The sequence below is a fragment of the Kitasatospora xanthocidica genome, assembly GCF_014656195.1.
Lineage (GTDB): Bacteria > Actinomycetota > Actinomycetes > Streptomycetales > Streptomycetaceae > Kitasatospora > Kitasatospora xanthocidica.
Window position 1 is genome coordinate 32,615 of the sequence record NZ_BNBY01000011.1, and the last position, 20,747, is coordinate 53,361.

The 20,747-nt window shown below is 71.7% G+C and carries 16 protein-coding genes; 9 read left to right on the forward strand and 7 right to left on the reverse strand.

Annotation, left to right across the window (positions count from 1 at the left end):
• Positions 1-61: 61 nt before the first annotated feature.
• Positions 62-1,042, reverse strand: a complete 981-nt coding sequence (locus IE332_RS20745; protein WP_189918575.1) for an ABC transporter substrate-binding protein — start codon at positions 1,040-1,042, stop codon at positions 62-64.
• A gap of 544 nt (positions 1,043-1,586) precedes the next feature.
• Between IE332_RS20745 and IE332_RS20750 the strand changes: the two genes are divergently transcribed.
• Positions 1,587-4,070 carry a glycoside hydrolase family 9 protein gene (locus tag IE332_RS20750; protein WP_189918577.1) on the forward strand — a complete coding sequence of 828 codons (2,484 nt, stop codon included), beginning with the start codon at positions 1,587-1,589 and terminating at the stop codon, positions 4,068-4,070.
• A gap of 130 nt (positions 4,071-4,200) precedes the next feature.
• Here IE332_RS20750 and IE332_RS20755 read toward each other — a convergent pair whose 3' ends face one another.
• The 5 genes from IE332_RS20755 to IE332_RS20775 all read right to left on the reverse strand — a co-directional run bounded on the left by IE332_RS20755 (position 4,201) and on the right by IE332_RS20775 (position 11,127).
• The gene (locus IE332_RS20755) at positions 4,201-5,547 is read right to left on the reverse strand and encodes an extracellular catalytic domain type 1 short-chain-length polyhydroxyalkanoate depolymerase (protein WP_189918579.1); all 1,347 of its coding nucleotides are present in this window, start codon (positions 5,545-5,547) and stop codon (positions 4,201-4,203) included.
• 153 nt (positions 5,548-5,700) lie between these two features.
• Complete coding sequence (locus tag IE332_RS20760) at positions 5,701-8,061, reverse strand: beta-xylosidase/alpha-l-arabinosidase (protein ID WP_189918930.1); 2,361 nt, start codon at positions 8,059-8,061, stop codon at positions 5,701-5,703.
• An 8-nt stretch (positions 8,062-8,069) separates the two neighbouring features.
• Positions 8,070-8,888, reverse strand: a complete 819-nt coding sequence (locus IE332_RS20765; RefSeq protein WP_189918932.1) for a carbohydrate ABC transporter permease — start codon at positions 8,886-8,888, stop codon at positions 8,070-8,072.
• The gene (locus IE332_RS20770) at positions 8,888-9,823 is read right to left on the reverse strand and encodes a carbohydrate ABC transporter permease (RefSeq protein ID WP_189918581.1); all 936 of its coding nucleotides are present in this window, start codon (positions 9,821-9,823) and stop codon (positions 8,888-8,890) included. The genes IE332_RS20765 and IE332_RS20770 overlap by 1 nt, the downstream gene beginning before the upstream one ends.
• An 11-nt stretch (positions 9,824-9,834) precedes the next feature.
• Complete coding sequence (locus tag IE332_RS20775; RefSeq protein ID WP_189918589.1) at positions 9,835-11,127, reverse strand: ABC transporter substrate-binding protein; 1,293 nt, start codon at positions 11,125-11,127, stop codon at positions 9,835-9,837.
• Between the two features lie 152 nt (positions 11,128-11,279).
• Here IE332_RS20775 and IE332_RS20780 point away from each other — a divergent pair, with 152 nt between their 5' ends.
• The 5 genes from IE332_RS20780 to IE332_RS20800 all read left to right on the forward strand — a co-directional run bounded on the left by IE332_RS20780 (position 11,280) and on the right by IE332_RS20800 (position 17,487).
• On the forward strand, positions 11,280-12,305 hold the full coding sequence (locus IE332_RS20780; protein WP_189918590.1) for a LacI family DNA-binding transcriptional regulator: 1,026 nt from the start codon (positions 11,280-11,282) through the stop codon (positions 12,303-12,305).
• A 519-nt stretch (positions 12,306-12,824) separates the two neighbouring features.
• Positions 12,825-13,799: a glycoside hydrolase family 11 protein gene (locus tag IE332_RS20785; protein WP_373313777.1), complete on the forward strand. Its 975-nt coding sequence runs from the start codon at positions 12,825-12,827 to the stop codon at positions 13,797-13,799.
• A gap of 188 nt (positions 13,800-13,987) precedes the next feature.
• Entirely contained in the window at positions 13,988-15,460 is a 1,473-nt protein-coding gene (locus tag IE332_RS20790) for a glycoside hydrolase family 10 protein (RefSeq protein WP_189918591.1), read from the forward strand.
• Between the two features lie 200 nt (positions 15,461-15,660).
• Positions 15,661-17,082 (forward strand): non-reducing end alpha-L-arabinofuranosidase family hydrolase, encoded by a 1,422-nt coding sequence (locus tag IE332_RS20795; protein WP_189918592.1) that lies wholly within the window; start codon positions 15,661-15,663, stop codon positions 17,080-17,082.
• Positions 17,083-17,262: 180 nt separating this feature from the next.
• A complete protein-coding gene (locus IE332_RS20800) occupies positions 17,263-17,487 on the forward strand; it encodes a hypothetical protein (RefSeq protein WP_189918594.1) in 225 nt (74 codons plus the stop codon).
• A 47-nt stretch (positions 17,488-17,534) separates the two neighbouring features.
• Here IE332_RS20800 and IE332_RS20805 read toward each other — a convergent pair whose 3' ends face one another.
• Complete coding sequence (locus IE332_RS20805; protein ID WP_189918596.1) at positions 17,535-17,771, reverse strand: DUF6296 family protein; 237 nt, start codon at positions 17,769-17,771, stop codon at positions 17,535-17,537.
• 304 nt (positions 17,772-18,075) lie between these two features.
• Here IE332_RS20805 and IE332_RS20810 point away from each other — a divergent pair, with 304 nt between their 5' ends.
• From IE332_RS20810 to IE332_RS20820, 3 genes are all read left to right on the forward strand, one after another.
• Positions 18,076-19,302 carry an AI-2E family transporter gene (locus tag IE332_RS20810; RefSeq protein ID WP_229928760.1) on the forward strand — a complete coding sequence of 409 codons (1,227 nt, stop codon included), beginning with the start codon at positions 18,076-18,078 and terminating at the stop codon, positions 19,300-19,302.
• 153 nt (positions 19,303-19,455) lie between these two features.
• A complete protein-coding gene (locus tag IE332_RS20815; protein ID WP_189918600.1) occupies positions 19,456-19,791 on the forward strand; it encodes a GNAT family N-acetyltransferase in 336 nt (111 codons plus the stop codon).
• A 172-nt stretch (positions 19,792-19,963) separates the two neighbouring features.
• Positions 19,964-20,707 carry a sigma 54 modulation/S30EA ribosomal C-terminal domain-containing protein gene (locus IE332_RS20820; protein ID WP_229928761.1) on the forward strand — a complete coding sequence of 248 codons (744 nt, stop codon included), beginning with the start codon at positions 19,964-19,966 and terminating at the stop codon, positions 20,705-20,707.
• Positions 20,708-20,747: the final 40 nt, after the last annotated feature.

Here is a 20,747-nt window from a genome sequence, read left to right on the forward strand (position 1 = left end):
GTGCGGGCCGGACCGTGCGGGCCGCACCGCCGGAGCGGCGGGCCCGCACGGCCGGGGTGGGTCAGTACTGGCGGTTGGGCAGGGCCGCGGTGGCCTGCTCGGGGGTGAAGGTGCCCTCCTCGGTCTTGATCCGCCGCGGCACCTGCTCACCCGCCTTGACCTTCTTCACCAGGTCCATCAGCTGGTCGCCGAGCAGCGGGTTGCACTCGACGTCGTAGTTGATCTTCCCCTGGCTCATCGCGGTGAAGGCGTCCTTGACGCCGTCCACGGAGACGATCTTGATGTCGGTGCCCGGCTTCTTCCCGGCCTCCTCGATCGCCTGGATCGCGCCGAGCGCCATGTCGTCGTTGTGCGCGTACAGCACGTCGATCTTCGGCTGGGACTTCAGGAAGGCCTGCATGACCTCCTTGCCCTTGGCGCGGGTGAAGTCGCCGGTCTGCGAGGCGACCACCTTGAACTTGGGCTCACCCTTGGTGGCGTCCGCGAAGCCGGACTTGCGGTCGTTGGCCGGCGCCGAACCGGTGGTGCCCTCCAGCTGGACGATGTTCACGTCGGCACTGTTGTTCGCGTACTCCTTGACCAGCCAGTCGCCGGCCTTCTTGCCCTCCTCGACGAAGTCCGAGCCGAGGAAGGAGACGTAGAGCGACTCGTCCTTGGAGTCCACCGCGCGGTCGGTCAGGACCACCGGGATGTGCGCGTCCTTGGCCTCCTTCAGGACGGTGTCCCAACCCGACTCCACCACCGGCGAGAAGGCGATCACGTCGACCTTCTGCTGGATGAACGAGCGGATCGCCTTGATCTGGTTCTCCTGCTTCTGCTGCGCGTCGGAGAACTTCAGCTCGACGCCCGCCTTCTTCGCGGACTCCTGGATCGACTTGGTGTTGGCGGTGCGCCAGCCACTCTCCGCGCCGACCTGGGAGAAGCCCACCACGAGCTTGTGGCCGGAGCCCTTGTCGGCGGAGCCTCCGCCACCGGAGCCACAGGCGGTGAGGACGGTGACCATCGCACCGGCGACCAGGGATGCCGCAACTCTCTTGGACATGTGGGGACTTCCTCTCGGGATCGTCTATCGCACGGACGGCGGCACCGGCCGGCTTTCACGGGGATCAGGGCGGGACGACTGGGCGAAGGCTAAAAGGGGCGGAACGGCTGAGCCGGACGGCTGAACGAGACGACCGGGCGAGACGAACGGTGCGAGGCGCGACCCGAGGAGGGCGCGCCATCTCGTCCGTGTTAACGCGGAGTGGTGACGGTGTTTCGCTTGAGACCAGATTGTTAACGCTAACAATCGGGCCGACAAGCCCCACTCCAGCCCGTTATCCAATCTTGACCAGCGTCAGCGCGGCCGGGACACCCGACCCGGACCCCTGATCCACACCGACCGGACGCACCGTGCCACGATCCACTCCAGCTGTTGACGAACCATCGGGAATTGGCCGGATTTCTGCGTCCATGGCATCAACTCCCGCTTGTTTATCGCCTCTTGACGCACCCACCGCCCGACTGGCTTCATGGGCATGGGAGCGCTCCCACATTTCGGGCTCCCACCCCGTCCCCCGCATCCCCCTGAAGGAAGGCTCCCACCCATGCCTCCCCTCCTCCCCGGCCGCGGGCTGCCCCGCCGCGCGGCCGCCGCGCTGACCGGCCTGGCCCTGGCCGCCGGCGGGCTCACCGCCGCCGCTGCCGCCCCGGCCACCGCCACCACGGCCGCCACCGCGGTGGCCCCGGCCTCCGACTTCCCGGTCCGTGTGAACCAGCTCGGCTACCTGCCGGACGGCCCCAAGCGGGCCACCGTGGTCAGTTCGGCGACCGCCCCGCTCGCCTGGCAGCTGCGCGACGCCTCCGGCGCCCAGGTCGCCGCCGGCACCACCACGGTGCACGGCGCCGACCAGGCGTCCGGCCAGTCCACCCACCTGGCGGACTTCGGCGGGTACACCGGCACCGGCACCGGCTTCACCCTGGTCGTGGACGGCCGGGCGAGCCACCCCTTCGCCATCTCGGCCGCCCTGTACGACGGGCTGCGCGCCGACAGCATGTCGTTCTTCTACCAGCAGCGCAGCGGCATCGCCATCGACCCGGCGCTGGCCGGCAGCGCGTACGCCCGCCCCGCCGGCCACCTGGGGGTGGCACCGAACAAGGGCGACACCAGCGTGCCGTGCCAGACCGGAGTGTGCGACTACCGGCTGGACGTCCGCGGCGGCTGGTACGACGCCGGCGACCAGGGCAAGTACGTGGTCAACGGCGGCATCGCCACCTGGGAGCTGGTCAACTCCTTCGAGCGGGCGCGCCGTTCCGGCGGCGACGCGGCCGTCGGCGACGCCACGCTGCGCGTTCCCGAGCGCGGCAACGGGATCCCGGACGTGCTGGACGAGGCCCGCTGGGAACTGGACTTCCTGCTGCGGATGCAGGTCCCGGACGGCAAGCCGCTGGCCGGCATGGCCTTCCACAAGATGCACGACGCGCAGTGGACCGGCCTGCCGACCCGGCCCGAACTCGACGACCAGCAGCGCGAGCTGCACAAGCCGTCGACGGCCGCCACGCTCAACCTGGCCGCCACCGCGGCCCAGTGCGCCCGGGTGTACGCGCCCTACGACGCCGCCTTCGCCGCCCGCTGCCTGGACGCGGCCCGCCGTGCCTGGGCGGCGGCCAAGGCCAACCCGAACGTCCTCGCCCTGGCCACCGACAACACCGGCGGCGGCGCGTACGAGGACGCCGACGCCTCCGACGAGTTCTACTGGGCAGCGGCCGAACTCCTCGCCACCACCGGCGAGTCGCAGTACCGGGACGCCGTCACCTCCTCGCCGCACCACACCAAGCCGGTCGACGCGTTCTGGTGGGGCGGCACCGCGACGCTCGGCCGGATCACCCTCGCCACCGTGCCCGGCGTGGCCCTGCCCGCCGACGACATGGCCCGGCTGCGCGGCCAGTTGACCGCGGCCGCCGACGGCTACCTCTCCACCATGGCCGGACAGGGCTACGCGGCCCCGATCCCCGCCGACGGCTACGTCTGGGGCTCCAACAGCTCCGTCGCCAACAACGCGATGGTGATGGCCGTCGCCTACGAGCTGACCGGCGCCGCGCGCTACCGGGCCGGCGCACTGGAGACGATGGACTACCTGCTGGGCCGCAACGCCCTGGACCGCTCCTACGTGACGGGCTACGGGGAGCGGGCCTCCGAGAACCAGCACCACCGGTTCTGGGCACACCAGAACGACGCCTCGCTGCCGCACCCGCCGGCCGGCTCCTTCGCGGGCGGCCCGGACGCCGGCCTGGAGGACCCGGTGGCCAAGGCCCAACTGGCGGGCTGCGCACCGGCGGCCTGCTACGTCGACGACATCGGCTCGTACTCGACCAACGAGGTCGCGATCAACTGGAACGCCTCGCTGGCCTGGCTGGCGGCGTTCGCCGCCGAGCGGCGGCCGGCGCCGGCGGTGCCCGCCGTGCAGGTGGCCCCGACGGCCGTGACCGTCCCCGAGGGCGGCTCCGCGACGGTGGCGGTGAGGCTTTCGGCCGCCCCCGCCCAGAACGTCACGGTGACGGTCACCCGCGCCTCGGGCGACACCGACCTGACCGCGGTCACCACCTCGCTGGTCTTCACCCCGGCCGACTGGGCCACCCCGCGGCAGGTCACGGTGTCGGCGGCGCAGGACGCCGACACCGTGGCGGGCAGCGCGGTGTTCACCGTCGGCGGTCCGGGCGTACGGACGGCGACCTTCACCGCGACCGAGGCGGACGACGACACCACACCGCCCCCGGCGTCCTGCTCGGTGGCGTACAAGGTCGACAACGCGTGGGGCAACGGGTTCACCGCCACCGTCACCGTGCGGAACACCGGCACCTCGACCGTCTCCGGCTGGACGCTCGGCTGGAGCTTCCCGGGTGACCAGCGGATCTCCAGCACCTGGAACGCCACGGCGGCCCAGTCCGGGGCCGCCGTGACCGCGCGGGACGCCGGCTGGAACGGCACTCTCGCCCCCGGCGCGAGTGCCGGCCTCGGCTTCCAGGCGACGTACTCCGGCGCCAACACGGCACCGGCCCGGTTCACCCTGAACGGCGCCGACTGCGCCTGAGCACCAGCCCCGACCGGCTGCCCGCCGCACCGTGACGGTGCGGCGGGCAGCCGGCTTTCCGGGGGGCCGGTCCGGGCGGCGGCAGGGGCTCGTGACTACCGAGCGCCTCCCCGCCGGCGCGCCCGTGCCGTCATCCCAGCGTCCACTGCTGGTTGCTGCCGCCGCTGCAGGTCCACAGCTGGACGGGCGTGCCGTCGGCGGTGGCCAGGCCGGCCACGTCCAGGCAGAGCCCCGACTGCACCCCGGTGACGGTCCCGTTCGGGTTCAGCTGCCACTGCTGGTTGGGCTGGCCGTTGCAGGACCAGACGATCGCCTTGGTGCCGGCGGTGGTGCCGTGCTCGTTGGCGTCCAGGCAGAGCGTGCTGCCGCCGACCGTCACGGTCAGCTGGTTCGACGCCGTACGGGTCCAGGTCTGGTTGGCGCCGCCGTTGCAGCCGTAGATCTGCTGCTGCGTGCCCGGCGCCGTGCTGGCGTCGGTCAGGCACTTGCCCGCGGCCACCGCGCGCAGCGCGCCGGTCGTGCCGCCGCCGGAGGACCCGGCGTCCAGGCCCATGAAGTGCACGGCGGTGGCGGCCATCGCGGTGCCCTGCACCGGCAGTTGGTGCCCGGCCCCGGCGATGCTGTACGCCTCGACCTGGGTGGTGCCGGCGCTGTTGTTGTACCGCGTACGGTTCCAGTTGGCCGAAGGGGTGTCCGTGGCCGACGGCGTCTGGCTGACGCCGAGGACGTCGGTCCACTGCTTGATCTCCTCACCGAGGTTGTTGTGGCTCAGGATGGTGTCCGCGGTCCCGTGCCACAGCTGCACCCGGGGCCGGGGACCGGTGTAGCCGGGATAGGCACCGCGCACCAGGCCGCCCCACTGCCGCGGGGTCATGGAGACCTGCCCCTGGGCGCACGGGCCGTTCCAGCCGCGGACGGAGCCGGTGTAGAAGCAGTGGTAGGGCACGCCCATGAACGCCGCGCCCGCCTTGAAGACGTCGGGGTAGTCGGCGAGCATGATGTTCGTCATCATCCCGCCCGACGACTCCCCGGTCACGTACACGGCGTTGGCGTTGCCGCCGTAGTGCTGCTCCGTGTAGGTGATCATCGACATCAGCCCGACCGGGTCGCTGCCTCCGTTGCGGGTCGACGCCTGGTCGGAGGAGACGTCCCAGCAGCTCCCGCTGGGGTTCGTCGAGGGGTAGATGACGAGGAACCCGTACCGGTCGGCCAGCGACGCGAAGTCGGTGCTCGAGTACATGTACGGCCCCGTCCCCTGGCACCCGTGCAGGGCCAGCAGGATCGGCGGGTTGGCCTTGACGTTGTTCGGCACGTACAGGTGCATCTGCAGGCCGGTCGGGTTGGTGCCGAAGTTCGTGATCTGGGTCAGCGACGCGGCGGCGGCCTGGGGGGCCGCCTGCAGGCTCAGGCCGACCGCGAGGCCGACCGCGGCGAGGATGCCCAGGAGGCGGGACGTTAACGAGCGGGATCGGAACATAGGACCTCTCCGTCTGGATTGACGTGCGGCTGAAGGTGGTTCCGGTGCCACCACGGCAGGAGGACCACCGGTGTGGGGGGTCGGTCCGCCGTGGCCGCCGGCGGCCGGCCGCGCCCCGCGAAGGGCGTGGCCGGCGACCGGCGCGGGGGCGGGTCAGGAGGAGTGGAAGTCCGCGTGCAGGCGCCGGGTGTGGTCCAGCACGCGGACCGGTCCCTCCAGTCGGACGGTGGCGGTGAGCCGGACGTCGGTACTGGAGGCGGCGACGCGGAGCTCCAGCTCGCCCGGTTCGACGACGCGTCGGCCGTCGCGTCCGGTGAAGGAGGCGAGGTCGGCCGGGACGCCGATCCGGACCCGGGTCTCCGCGCCCGCGTCGAGGGTGATCCGCCGGTAGCCGATCAGCCGCTGCACCGGCTGGACGACGCTGGCGACGGGGTCGTGCAGGTAGAGCTGGACGGTCTCGCTGCCGCGCCGGTCGCCGGTGTTCCGCAGGGTGAAGGCGAGGCCGACCGCCCCGTCGGTCGCGGCGGCGGCCCGCTCCACCTCCAGGTCGGTCCAGGCGAAGGCCGTGTAGCCGATGCCGTGCCCGAATCCGAACGCGGGGGTGGGGTCGGTGCTGGACACCTCGCTCGGTCCGGCCAGCCGGGCGGCGAGGTAGGTGGAGGGCTGGACGCCCGGCCGGGCCGGGATGCTGACGGGCAGTCGGCCCGAGGGGTTGGTCCGGCCGCTGAGCACGGCGGCGACGGCCTCGGTGCCGGCCTCGCCGGGGAAGAAGGTCTGCACGAGCGCCGCCGCCTCGGTCGCCGCGCGTCCCAGCGCGTAGGGGCGGCCGGCCAGCAGCACCGGCACGACCCGTCTGCCGGTGTCCAGCAGGGCGTCCAGCAACTGCCGCTGCACCCCGGGCAGTTCCAGGGACTCCACGTCGCAGCCCTCGCCGCTGGTGCCGCGCCCGAACAGGCCGGCCCGGTCGCCGAGGGCGACGATCACGACATCCGCCCACCGGGCCGCCTCGACGGCCTCGGCGAAGCCGGAGGTGTCGGAGCCGTCGACGCTCGCCCCGGCCGCGGTCCGGATCTCGCTGCCGGGGAACTCGGCCGCCAACGCCTGTCTCAGCGTGGGCAGTTCGATGCCGACCGGGACATCGGGGTGCTGGCTGCCGACGTGCACGGGGAAGGCGTAGCAGCCGAGCACCGCCGTCGGGGTGTCGGCGTTGGGGCCGATCAGCGCGATCCGGCGCGGGTCGCGCAGCGGCAGGGTGCCGTCGTTGCGCAGCAGCACCACGGCCTGCTCGGCGATCTCCCGGGCCAGGGCGCGGTTCTCCGGTCCGTCCAGGTCGACCGAGCCGCGCAGTTCGCGCGGGTCGTCGAGCCGGCGGCCGGAGAGCGCCGCCGGGACGGCGTCCCAGTCCGGGTCCAGCAGGCCGAGCTGGGCCTTCTGCACCAGCACCCGGCGCAGCGCCCGGTCGACCAGCGCCTCGGGCACCGTCCCGTCCTCGACGGCGCGCAGCAGCGGCTCGCCGAAGGTCTTCACCGTCGGCAGCTCCACGTCCACGCCGCTGGCCAGGGCGAGGGCGGCGGCCTCGGCCCAGTCTCCGGCGACGCCGTGCAGCACCTTGAGGAAGGCGATGCCGAAGTAGTCGGCGACCACCGTCCCCTCGAAGCCCCAGGTGTCCCGCAGCAGCCCGGTGAGCAGCGCCTCGTCGGCGGCCGAGGGGACGCCGTCGGTGTCGGTGTAGGCGTGCATGACCGAGCGGGGCCGGCCCTCGCGCACCGCCATCTCGAAGGGCGGGAGGATCACGTCGGCACGCTCGCGGACGCCCATGCCCACGGGGGCGAGGTTGCGTCCGGCGCGCGAGGCCGAGTAGCCCGCGAAGTGCTTGAGCGTGGCCACGATCCCCGCGGACTCCAGGCCCTGCACATAGGCGGTGGCTACCGTGCCGACCAGGTACGGGTCTTCGCCGATGGTCTCCTCGACCCGGCCCCAGCGGGCGTCGCGGACGACGTCGAGGACCGGGGAGAGGCCCTGGTGGACACCGACCGCGCGCATGTCGCGGCCGATGGCCGCCGCCATCCGCCGGATCAGGTCCGGATCGAAGGTGGCGCCCCAGGAGAGCGGCACCGGGTACGCGGTGGCGCCCCAGGCGGCGAAGCCGGCCAGGCACTCCTCGTGCGCCAGGGCCGGAATGCCGAACCGATTGGCGGCGGCGATGCGCTGCTGGCTGCGGGCGAGCGAGAGCGCGCCCAGCGCCGGGTCGACCGGCACCGTGCCGAAGGGCCGGGTCAACTGGCCCAGTCCGGACGGGAGCAGGTCGTCGAGGTCGGGCGGCTCCTCCATGTCGTGCTGGTGCGGGGCGACGTCGCCGCCCTCGTCGGAGGCGCCGACCCAGACGCCGACGAGCTGCGCCAGCTTCTCCGGCAGCGTCATCACGGCGATCAGGGCCTGCGCGCGTTCTTCGGGGCTGAGCGCGCGGTCGTGCCAGCGGCTGGTCGGGTCTGTGGACGGGACGGCCAGGTTCATGTTGCCGGTCACTTTCCTCCGACGCCCATGAGGCCCTGGACCAAGGCGCGTCGGGCGAACAGGTAGACGATGAAGACGGGGAGCATCGACAGCACGACGGCGCTGAGCAGGCCGGGCACGTCGACGCCGTGCTCGGTCTGGAAGTTGTACAGGCCGAGGGTGATGACCTTGGTGCTCTCCGACTGGGTGAGGATCAGGGGGAACAGGAAGCCGTTCCACGCCTGCAGCGCGGCGAAGACCACGACGGACGAGAGGCCGCCCCGGGACAGCGGCAGCACCAGCTGCCAGAACACCCGCCACGGCGAGGCCCCGTCCATGGCCATGGCCTCGTAGAGTTCGCCGGTGATGTCCCGCATGGCGCCGGTGAGGACCAGCGTGCACACCGGCAGGCAGAACGCCGCGGTGGGCAGGATGACGCCGATCAGGTGGTCGTAGAGGCCGGCCTTGCTGATGACGTAGAACATCGGCACGATCACGGCCTGGGCCGGGATCGCCAGCCCCAGCAGGAAGATCCGGAAGACGGTGCCGATGGTCCTGCCCCGGGCCCGTACGATCGCGTAGGACAGCGGGGGCACCACGAGCAGCACGATCGCGACCACGCTCACGGTGACCAGGAGCGTGTTGAGGAAGTCCTGGCCGAAGCCGTTGGAGAAGTCGTCGAGGTAGTTCTGCAGGGTCAGCTGCGAGGGAAAGGTGAGCGGACCCTGCGAGGAGTAGTTGGCGCGGGTCCGGAACGTCGCGATCAGCAGGACGTACAGCGGGAAGCCCACCAGGGCCAGCCAGACCAGCGAGCCGAGTCCGGCGAGGTAGTTCGGGCGCCGTCGTATCACAGTCCCTCCGCGGTGCTGCGCATCTTGTCGTAGCCGGACAGGCGCACGACGGCGAGCGAGATCAGGGTGGCGGCCACCACGAGGACCAGGGCGATGGCCGAGCCCGCGCCGAAGTCGAAGCTCTTGAAGGCCTGTTGGTACATGTAGTAGGCGCTGTTGGTGGTGTCGGTACCGGGGCCGCCCTGGGTGAGGATGAGGACGGTGTCGAAGGTGGTGAGCCCGCCGACCACCATGAGGATCACCGAGGTGATGGCGGTGTTGCGCAGCTGCGGCAGGGTGATGTGGAAGAACTGCCGCACCTTGCCCGCGCCGTCGATCGACGCGGCCTGGTAGAGCACCCGCGGGATCGCCCGGGCGCCGCCCTGGTAGAGCAGGGCGTGCATGGGCGTCCACTGCCACATGCCGACGAAGGTGAGCACCGCGACGCCGCCGCTCTGACTGCCCATCAGATTGCCGTCCCCGAACAGCCATTCCAGCTGCGAGGGCACCCCGAAGTTGGGGTCGAGGATGGCGCGCCAGACCACCGAGACCGCGGTCGCGGACAGCAGCAGGGGGACGAAGAAGATCGCGGACAGCACCGCGCGGTTGCGCTGGTGACCGGCCGCCCACACACCCAGCAGGATGCTCACCGGGGTCTGCACGACCACGCCGGCCGCGGTGAGCACCAGGGTCAGCCAGATGCTCTGGGTCATCACCGGGTCGTGCAGCAGCTTGGTCCAGTTGGCGAGGCCGTTGAACCGGGGGGCGTCGACGCCGTTCCAGCTGGTGAAGGAGAGCACCGCCACCAGCACCAGCGGCACGATCGCGAACAGCAGGAAGAACACGGTCGCGGGCACCGCCCAGACGAGGCCCGGGCGGGTCACCCCGACGCCGGTCCGGCTCCCCGCCCGCGGGCGGCGGCCGGACCGGGACACGAAGGAGGAAGCACTCATGGCGATTCCCCTCAGGAGGCCGGCAGGGCCTGCATGGCCTTGATGAAGCCGTTCACGTCGAGCTTGCCGTTGAGGAACTGCTGGACGGCGACGTGGATCGGCGTGTTGGCGGCCGGCGGGTACGCCTGGTCCCAGGACAGCTGGAACGACGGGGCGGCCTTGACCAGGTCGTACTGGTACTTCGAGTAGTCGGGGTTGGCCGCGGTGGAGAGGAACTGCTCGGTGCCGGTGGTGGTCGGCAGGTTGCCGATCGCCAGCTGCGCCTTCACGAACTCGTCGGAGTACATGAGCTTCAGGAAGGCGGCCGCCGCCTCGGGGTGCTTGCTCTTCTTCAGCACCGAGTAGAAGTTGTTGGTGTTGCCGACCACGTTGGCCGGGTCGCCCTTGCCGCCGGCGATGCTGGGGAAGCTGCTGTACCCGAGGTCGCCCTTGGCGAAGTCGGGGCTGGCGTCCTGCTGGGTGGCGTACTCCCAGGAGCCCATCAGCTCGAAGGCCGCCTTGCCCTTGGCCAGGAGGGCCGGGGAGCCGCCGTCGGTGAACTTGACGGAGTCGAAGTTCGAGCCGAACGCCCCGGCGTCGACCAGCTGCTTGAGCATGCCCAGGGCCTTCTTCGCGTCCTCGCTCTCCCAGGCGCTCTTGTCGCCGGACAGCGCCTTCTGGAACAGCTCGGGGCCCGCGACGCGGTCGAAGACGTACTCGTACCACATCAGGGTCGGCCACTGGTCGCCGCCGCCGAGGGCGAACGGGGTGACGCCCTTGGCCTTGAGCACCCGGACGGCGTTGAGCAGGTCGTCCCAGGTCTTCGGGACGCTCAGGCCCGCGTCGGCCAGCACCTTCTTGTTGTTGAACAGCAGCACGGGCTGGGTGCCGCGCATCGGGATGCCGTAGGACTTGCCGTCGATGACCGCGGTGTTGAACACCGAGGGCAGGAAGTTGCTCTTCAGCCCCGGGTCCGCGGCGATCATGTCGTCCAGCGGGAGCAGCAGGTCGGACTTCACGTAGGGCTGGATGCTGCCGCCGCCCCAGTTGAAGAAGACGTCCGGCGCCTGCGGGGTGTTGATGATGGTGTTGAGCTTGGGCTGGTAGTCCGCGCCGGGGATGGTGTCCAGCACGGCCTTGACCTTGGAGGTCTTGTTGAAGGTCTCGACCAGCTGCTTCTCGACCTTGTTGCTGGCGTCCCCGTAGACCAGGACGTGGATCGTGCCGGAGTCCCCGCCGGCGGAGGATCCGCCGCTGCCGCAGGCGGTCATCCCCACCACGGCCACGGTCAGGCCCAGTGCAACGGCGAAAGCGCGTCTCTTCATCAGGACTCCTAAAGTTTCGATTCGCTTCACGAAATCCCTGCCCCGCCGGGACGCTAGGTTGCGAGGATGTTTCGGGTCAACCCCTCGCACCGAGGGTTACTGAAGCGTGATGCGCCAACTCCCTTGCGCCGCCTGTGCCCTATGCTGCGTCCATGGAAAAGGGCGATGAACTGGGACGGGTGACGCTCGCCGACATCGCGCGCGAGGCCGAGGTCTCCGTTTCGACGGTTTCGAAAGTCCTCAACGGCCGCACGGACGTCTCGGCGCCCACCCGCGTCCGGGTCGAGCGGGTCCTGCGCGACCACGACTACCGGCGCGCCGCGCGCAGCAGCAGTGAGGCGCCCCTCGTCGAGATCGTCTTCCACGAGCTCGACAGCCTCTGGGCGATGGAACTCCTGCGCGGCGTCGAGGCGGTGGCGAGTGAGCACGGAGCGGCGATGGTGGTCACCCACAGCGGTTCGCGCCAGGCCCCGGGGCCGGAGTGGATCGACGCGGTGCTGCGCCGGCGCCCGCTCGGCGTGGTGCTGGTCTTCTCCAGCCTGCCGCCCGAGCTCAAGCGCCAACTGCGCGCGCGGTCGATACCGTTCGTGATCATCGACCCGGCCGGCAACCCCGACCCGGACGTGCCCTCGGTGGGCTCGGCCAACTGGGCCGGCGGTCTCGCCGCCACCCGGCACCTGATCGAACTCGGCCACCGGCGCATCGCCATCGTCACCGGCCCCGAGGACACCCTCTGCTCCTTGGCCCGGCTGGACGGCTACCGCTCCGCGATGTCCATGGCCGGCCTCGGGGTCGACCCCGCGCTGACCGCCTTCGGCGACTTCCACGCCGAGGGCGGATTCACCCGGGCCAAGCGGCTGTTGGAGCTCCCGGACCGGCCCACCGCGATCTTCGCCGGCAGCGACCTGCAGGCGCTCGGAGTCATGGAGGCCGCCCGGGTGCGCGGCCTGCGCGTGCCCGAGGACCTGTCCGTCGTCGGCTACGACGACCTGGACATCGCGCAGTGGAGCAGCCCCGCGCTGACCACCGTCCGCCAACCCCTGCGCCAGATGGCCGAACAGGCGACCCGTCTGGTCCTCGCCCTCCGCGGCGGGGAGGCCCCGGCGACCCCCACCCGCCTCGAACTGTCGACCACCCTGGTGGTGCGCTCCAGCACCGTGGCGCCCGCCCCGCGCTGAGCGGAGCCGGGGCTCGGCCCCGGCTCCCGACTCCCGACTCCCGACTCCCGGCCCTCGGCCCCCGGCCCCAACTCTCGAAACTTTCACCGGGGAGTCTGCTTGAGGCCGCGAAAATTTCGCGGTATCTCCTCGCGAGTTGCGCTCCGCGGCGCGGGCGACCGCCACCGGAGTCGGTAAGGCGTTGGTCAAGCCCTCGGGCCCGCCTCGGGATGCACGGCGTCCGGCCAGGCCTTTGCCCGCGGAGACTCGCGCGAGACCCGGCGAATCTGTCGCGTTTTCGACCGAAAGCGTTGACAGCTTGTCGGACCCAGGCCAACACTGTCGCCGTCGACAAGTCCGAACGGCCTTGGATCCAGGGCGCGTTCGCCAACCGACGTCGGGGTCAGCGACGTCGACGACGAGTCGATCCCGTGCACCGCCTCGCGACGCCGTCCGGCCGTCCCCCCTTGTTCCGCGGCCATCGGTGGCGCAGGGCTGCGCCCATCCCCACCTCCACCCTCGGCAGGACGGATCACCGTCGTGAACTCCTCCCACCCCAAGAACCGTACGACCGGCCGCGTCCGGCGACACGCCGGCAAAGCGCGCCTCCTCGCGCCGGCCTTCGCGGCCGTCCTCCTCCTGCCCGGCACCGCCGAGGCCGCGACCATCTCCACGAACCAGACCGGCACCGACGGCGGATACTTCTACACGTTCTGGACCGAGGGCTCCGGTGCCGCCTCGATGTCCCTGAACGGCGGTGGCAACTACGGCACCTCCTGGAGCAACGCGGGCAACTTCGTCGCCGGCAAGGGCTGGAGCACCGGGTCCCGCAACCCGGTGACCTACTCGGGCACGTGGAGCACCAACGGCAACGCGTACCTGTCGCTCTACGGCTGGAGCACCAATCCGCTCGTCGAGTACTACGTCGTCGAGAACTACGGCTCGTACAAGCCGACCGGCGCGTACAAGGGCACCGTCACCACGGACGGCGGCACCTACGACATCTACGAGACGACGCGCTACAACGCCCCTTCCATCGAGGGCATCAGGACCTTCAACCAGTACTGGAGCGTCCGTCAGGCCAAGCGGACCGGCGGCACCATCACCGTCGGCAACCACTTCGACGCCTGGGCCAGGTCCGGCATGAACCTCGGCACCATGAACTACGAGGTCATGGCCACCGAGGGCTACCAGAGCAGCGGCAGCTCCAACATCACGCTGGGCTCCTCCACCGGTGGTGGCGGCGGAGGCGGTTGCACGGCGGCGCTCTCGGCCGGCGACTCGTGGAGCGACCGCTACAACCTGAACGTCTCGGTCACCGGATCCAGCGCCTGGAAGGTGACCGTGAAGGTCCCCTCCCCGGAGAAGGTCGGCTCGACCTGGAACGTCAACACGTCCTACCCCGACGCCCAGACCCTCGTCGCCACCCCCAACGGCGCGGGCAACAACTGGGGCATGACCATCATGAAGAACGGCAGCACCACGTGGCCGACGGTCTCCTGCACCGCGAGCTGACGGTCCGCCGCCGCACGACGTACTGACCGCACGCGTCTCCTGCCGGAGGTTCCTCCCGAACCCGTCCGGCAGGGCGTGCGTCCGCCGTGAATTGTTAGCGCTAACAGACGGCCCCGGAGCCAGGACGAGGCGCCGGGTCGCCGTCCGCCGCGCAGACATCCCCCCACCCAGAAGGAGAACGATCCGTCATGCCATGGCTCAACAAGAGGATCCGCCCCCGCAAGGTCCTGACCGCGGCCGCGTGCCTGGCCGTCAGCTCGGTCACCGCGGTCACCGCGATCCCCGCGGCGCACGGCGCCGGGGCGACCACGCTCGGTGCGGCGGCGGCCGGCAGCGGCCGCTACTTCGGTACGGCGGTGGCCTCGGGCAGGCTCGGGGACCCGACCTACTCGGGCATCCTCGACCGGGAGTTCAACATGATCACTCCCGAGAACGAGATGAAGTGGGACACCGTCGAACCCTCCCGGGGGTCGTTCAACTTCGGCCCCGCCGACTCGATCGTCGGCCATGCCTCCGCGCACGGCCAGAAGATGCGCGGCCACACCCTGGTCTGGCACTCCCAGCTGCCCGGCTGGGTCCGCTCCATCAACGACGCCAACACCCTGCGCGGCGTGATGAACAACCACATCACCCAGGAGGCGTCCCACTACAAGGGCAAGATCTACGCCTGGGACGTCGTCAACGAGGCCTTCGCGGACGACGGCAGCGGCCGGCACCGCAGCTCGGTCTTCCAGGACGTGCTGGGCGACGGCTTCATCGAGGAGGCCTTCCGCACCGCGCGGAACGTCGACCCCTCGGCCAAGCTCTGCTACAACGACTACAACATCGAGAACTGGTCCGACGCCAAGACCCAGGGCGTCTATCGGATGGTCAAGGACTTCAAGGCCCGCGGCGTCCCCATCGACTGCGTCGGCTTCCAGAGCCACTTCGGCTCCGGCGGCGCCCCGGCCAGCTTCCGGACCACCCTGTCCAGCTTCGCCGCGCTCGGCGTGGACGTCCAGCTCACCGAGCTCGACATCGCCCAGGCCCCCGCCTCCGCGTACGCCGACACCGTCCGGGCCTGCCTCGACGTCGCCCGCTGCACGGGCATCACCGTCTGGGGCATCCGCGACAGCGACTCCTGGCGCGGCGGCGAGAACCCGCTGCTGTTCGACAACAACGGCAACAAGAAGGCCGCCTACGGAGCGGCGCTCACCGCCCTGGGCGGCGGCAGCGGCGGCAACCCGGACGGGGGCATCGTCTCCGGGAGCGTCTACACGCTCACCGGCGCCGGCGCCGGACGCGTCCTCGACCAGCCCGCCGGACAGAACGGCAACGGCACCCCGCTCCAGATCTGGGACGGCGGCGGCGCCTCCAACCAGCAGTGGAAGGCCGTCAAGAACAACGACGGCTCCTACACCCTGACCAACGTCGCCAGCGGGAAGGTCCTGGACGAGCCCGGAACCCAGACCGCCAACGGCACGAAGGTGCAGGTCTGGGACAACAACGGCGGTGCCAACCAGCACTGGAAGGCCGCCAAGAACGGCGACGGCTCCTACACCCTCACCAACGTCGCCAGCGGGAAGGTCCTGGAGACCCCCGGTAGCCAGAGCGCCAACGGCACCCCCGTCCAGATCTGGGACTCCAACGGCGGCGCCAACCAGCACTGGAACTTCAAATGAGCTGAGCGGCACGGGCACGGGCACGTGCCTCCGCCGGATCCCTCCGTACCACCGGAAGACCCCCGCGAGCCGCCGGGGGATGCGACACCCCACCCAGTATCGCGACACGGAGCCCGCAGCGGCACTCGACTGTCAGCGCTCGGATGTGAGCGCTCACACGGCCGTGCGGCAGTTCCGTACGTTCACCGAGAGAGGTCCCCATGCGCAGACGAAGTTCCCACCGCAGGCAGCTGTCCACGGTGCTCACCGCCGTCCTCGCGGCCGTGGTGGCGTTGGCGGCGATGCTCGTCGCCAACCCGGCCCAGGCTGCCACCAGCGGCGCCCTGCGCGGTGTCGGTTCCGGCCGGTGCCTCGATGTGCAGAACGCCGGCCAGAGCGACGGCGCGTCCCTGCAGATCTACGACTGCTCCGGCGGGACCAACCAGCTGTGGACGCTGGCCTCCGGCAACCAGCTGACCGTGTACGGCAACAAGTGCCTGGACGTTCCCAACCACGCCACCACGGCCGGCACCCGGGTACAGATCTGGGCCTGCAGCGGCGCCGCGAACCAGCAGTGGCGGGTGAACACCGACGGCACCGTGGTCGGCGTCGAGTCCGGACTGTGCCTGGACGTCACGGGCGCCGGTACGGCCAACGGCACGGCGGTCGAGCTCTGGACGTGCAACGGCGGCAGCAACCAGAACTGGACCGGCCTGTCCGGCTCGACCCCGCCGGGCGGCACGTGCGCCCTTCCGTCGTCCTACCGCTGGTCCTCCTCGGGCGTGCTGGCGCAGCCGGCGCACGGGTGGGCGTCGGTGAAGGACTTCACGGACGTGGTCTACAACGGCAAGCACCTGGTCTACGCGTCGAACGTGTCGGGGTCGTCGTACGGGTCGATGATGTTCAGCCCGTTCTCGAACTGGTCGGACATGGCCTCGGCCGGGCAGACCGGTATGGGCCAGGCCACCGTGGCGCCCACGCTGTTCTACTTCGCGCCCAAGAACATCTGGGTGCTGGCGTACCAGTGGGGTCAGTGGCCGTTCATCTACCGCACCTCCAGCGACCCGACCAACCCCAACGGCTGGTCCGCGCCGCAGCCGCTGTTCACCGGCTCCATCCCCAACGCCGCCCCGATCGACCAGACCCTGATCGCCGACGGCCAGAACATGTACCTGTTCTTCGCCGGTGACAACGGCAGCATCTACCGGGCGAGCATGCCGATCGGGAACTTCCCGGGCAACTTCGGCTCGTCCTACACGACGGTCATGAGCGACACGGTGAAGAACCTCTTCGAGGCACCCCAGGTCTACAAGGTCAAGGACCAGAACCAGTACCTCATGATCGTCGAGGCCCGGGGGGCGAACGAGCAGCGCTACTTCCGCTCGTTCACCGCCACCAGCCTCAACGGCTCCTGGACCCCCCAGGCGGCCACCGAGAGCAACCCCTTCGCGGGCAAGGCCAACAGCGGCGCCACCTGGACCAACGACATCAGCCACGGCGACCTGGTCCGCAACAACCCCGACCAGACCATGACCATCGACCCCTGCAACCTCCAGCTCCTCTACCAGGGCAAGTCCCCCACCGCCACCGGCCCCTACGACCAGCTGCCCTGGCGGCCGGGCCTGCTCACCCTGCAGCGCTGACCCGACCGGTCCGCTGACCGACCACCCGACACCCGCCACCCCGGGCGGAGGAACCCCAGCCGTGCACCGGCTGGGGTTCCTTCGGTGCGACGTCAGCCGTGCGGGTCCGGCCCGGTGGCCGTTCGGAGGACCAGGGGGTTGCATGGACTGACCGAGCCCCTGCGATCCGGAGGTAGCGCCGTGTACGAGATGTGGGCCGAGCACGACCCGGCGGTGTCGCCGCCCGCCGTGGTGTGGCACGTGGTGGCGAAGGACGACGCGTCGTCGTCGCTGTGCGGGCGGTTCCTCGAACCGTCCCAGCGTGTCGTCCCGCCGGGGGACGGTGCCGACCCGGCCGGGCCGGACCGGTACTGCGACCCCTGCCTGGTCACCGTGCGTGAGGCCTTGGCGGCCACCGCCCGGTAGCGGTCCGTGACGTCACCGGTCACGGCGCTCGGCCCGGTGCCCGTCCGTCAGGGCAGTGGTACGGCCGGCAGGCACGGGTGCCGGCTGCCGGTTCCTCGGGCGGCCAGGACGGTGGCCACCTCGTTTCTGATCTCCACCCGGAGTCCACCGTCCGCGCTCTCCCAGACGAGGCCTCCGTCGGGCCCCACGGCATGCGTCTCGTGAACGACGACGACGGCCGGTGGAGCGTGCCCGCCGATCCGGCCGGGGAGCGTCACCGCGTAGCGGCGCGTGAGGCTTCTCATGACCGCCTCCTTCTCTCCCCCACCCTGTGTAGTCGATTCTCCTCCCGCGCCGGGCCGCTTGTACACGGACGGTCGGCCTTTCCCGGACAGCCCGCGCCGCCCCTCCTCGGCGCCGCACCGCTGGACACGCTCCGCGTTTGCCCCGTCCGGACGCGGCTACACGCACCGGTGGGCGGGTGCGCGGGGGCCCCGGCCGGAGAGAGGCTGGGTGCAGGACTTCCACCCGGGAGGCTTCCATGAACAGCAGGGTCACCGTCACGGGCCGCGCGGTTCCCCACCGCCGGGGCCGGGGCGCGAGGCGCGGGTGAGCCCCCGCCCCGGGCGTGAGCGCCCCGGTTCCGCCCGGCCGGGCCGACGGGCCGTGCCGCTGGGCAGCCGCCGCCCCCGGGTGGCGCAGCGGCGCACCGGCCCGGCGGGCCCCGGTGACCGGGCGCCCACCGTCGACCGGGTGCCGTCCGGGCTGCGGACCGCCGCCGGGTACACCTGGCGGCTGGGGCTGCTCGGCGTCGGCGCCTACCTGGCCGTCGACGTCCTGGCCCGGCTCGAACTGCCGGTCATCGCGCTGTTCGTGGCGCTGGTCGTCACCTCGGTGCTGCGCCCGCCGGTGGACCTGCTGGCCAGGGTGATGCCCCGCTCGCTGGCCGTCCTGCTCGCCTTCCTCTGCAGCGTCGCGGTCATCGGCGGCGTCCTGACGCTGGTCGGCACCACCGTCGCCGACGAGTGGAGCCGGCTGGGCAACGAGCTGCGCGGCGGCCTCGGCCGGATCGACCACTGGCTCACCGGCGCGCCCCTCCACCTGCGTCCCGGCACGGTCACCGACCTGCGGGCCAAGATCGGCGACTTCATCGCCGCGCACCGGTCCACGCTGATCAGCACCGCGCTCAGCGGCGCCGGCCGGGCCGTCGAGCTGGTCACCGGGCTCGCGCTCGCGGTGTTCTGCTCGGTGTTCTTCCTGCACTCGGGCGACCGGATGTGGTCCTGGGCGCAGCGGCAGCTGCCGGCCCGCAGCCGTACGGTCTGGGACCGGGCCGGGCGGGCGGCCTGGCGCACCTTCTCCGGCTACACCCGTGGCGTGCTGATCGTGGCGGGGACCAACGCGGTGCTGGTCGGCATCGCCCTGGCGGTGCTGAGGGTGCCGCTGGTGCTGCCGCTGACGGTGCTGGAGTTCGTGGCGGCGCTCGTGCCGCTGATCGGTTCCCCGATCGCCCTGGCGATCGCCGCCGTGGTCGCCCTGGCGGCGCGCGGCCCGGTGATCGCGCTGCTGGTGCTCGCCCTGATCGTGATCATCGGCCAGCTCGAGGGGCACCTGCTGCATCCGCTGGTGCTCGGCTGGTCCGTACGGCTCCACCCGGTGGTCATCGCGCTGTCGGTGACCGGTGGCGCCGTCCTGGCCGGCGTGCTGGGCGCGGTGGTGGCGGTGCCGGTGGTGTCGGTCGCCTGGGCGGTCGTCGGCGAACTCCGCGACCTGCGCGGCCACCGCGGGCCGCCCGACGGCGGGGACCGGGCCGAACGCGGCCGGCAGGAGCGGTGAGCGCGCGTCGGCGCCGGGCGGGGCCCTTGGTTCCAGGAGCGGAGCCCCGGGCTGTGCATGGAGGGGGATGACCCGGCCGGGGGCGGCCTGGCAGGATGCCCATGATCGACTTCATCGATTCAGCGACTCTCCGCACGACCGAAGGGCCCCACCGTGACCACTCCCACCAGCACCGTCGTCGAGCGCGCGGACGAGCGGCACCGGTACGAGATCCTCGTGGACGGCGAGCTCGCCGGCTTCACCGAGTACCGGGACCACGAGGAGCAGCGCGTCTTCTACCACACCGAGATCGACGAGGCCTTCGCCGGCCAGGGCCTCGCCTCCCGCCTCGTCCAGGACGCCCTCACCGACGTCCGCGCGGCCGGCAAGCGGATCGTGCCGATCTGCCCGTACGTCGCCAAGTTCCTCACCAAGCACGACGACTTCGCCGACATCACCGACCCGGTCACCCCCGAGGTCAAGGGCTGGCTGCGCACCCAGCTCCACTGACCGCCCCGGCCCCGCCACCGCCCCGGCCCCGCCACCGCTCCGGGACCTCTCCGGCCCCGGGCCGGCGCCCGGCGGGCCTGCGGGGTGGGGTCGTTGTGCCCTTGCCCGGATGCCCCGGGATGGGGATCCTGGTCGGCGGGATGAGCCGGACGGGACTGGAAGGGCTTGGGTGATGGGCGAGTTGGTCGTGGTGGGGGCGTGCGAGGGACTGCCGGGCGAGGTCCTGGCCGAAGCACGGGCCCGGGTCGCCGCCGCGGCGGCGGCTCCCGGGGTGGGGACGCTGGTGGAGGCCCTGCGGGTCAGGCTGGCCGCGGTGGCCGGGGGTGTGCTGGCGCAGGTGAACGCCGAGGTGGACGGCCGGCGGATCCGGGTGCAGGAGGTCGCGGCCGGGCTGGGCGATTCGCTCGACCGGGTCGTCGAGGCGTTGCGCGGCAGGATCGGGGCCGTCACCGGTGCCTGGGCCCCGCACCCGTGGCCGACCGGCCCGGCGGCCGTCCCCTCCGTCCCGGTCGTTCCGCCGGGTGAGGCCGGCCGTCCGGCCCGGGTGGTCCGGCGCAAGGAGCCCGCACTGGTGTGGTGTTCACCGGAGGCCGCCGCCCGGACGATGGACGCGATGGACTACGACATCCACCTGTTCACCGATCCGGCCACCGAGACGGACGCGGTCGTCTACCGGGTCGGGCCGACCGGCTACCGCCTCGCCCGTACGGTCGCCGCCGGTCCGCCCGGCCGCCGGACCGCGCCGATCACGCTCAGCCCGCACGGCGCGCCCCGGCTGACCGAGGCGGGGGCGGTCGACCGGCTGGTGGGCGCCGAGCTGCCGTTCCTGTTCTTCGCCGACCCGGTCAACGGCCGCGGGCGGGTGCTCTACCGGCGTTTCGACGGCCGGCTCGGGCTGATCGCGGGACGGACCTGAGCCCCCCTCCGCCGGAACCCGTCGGGCCCCGCCGAGCGAC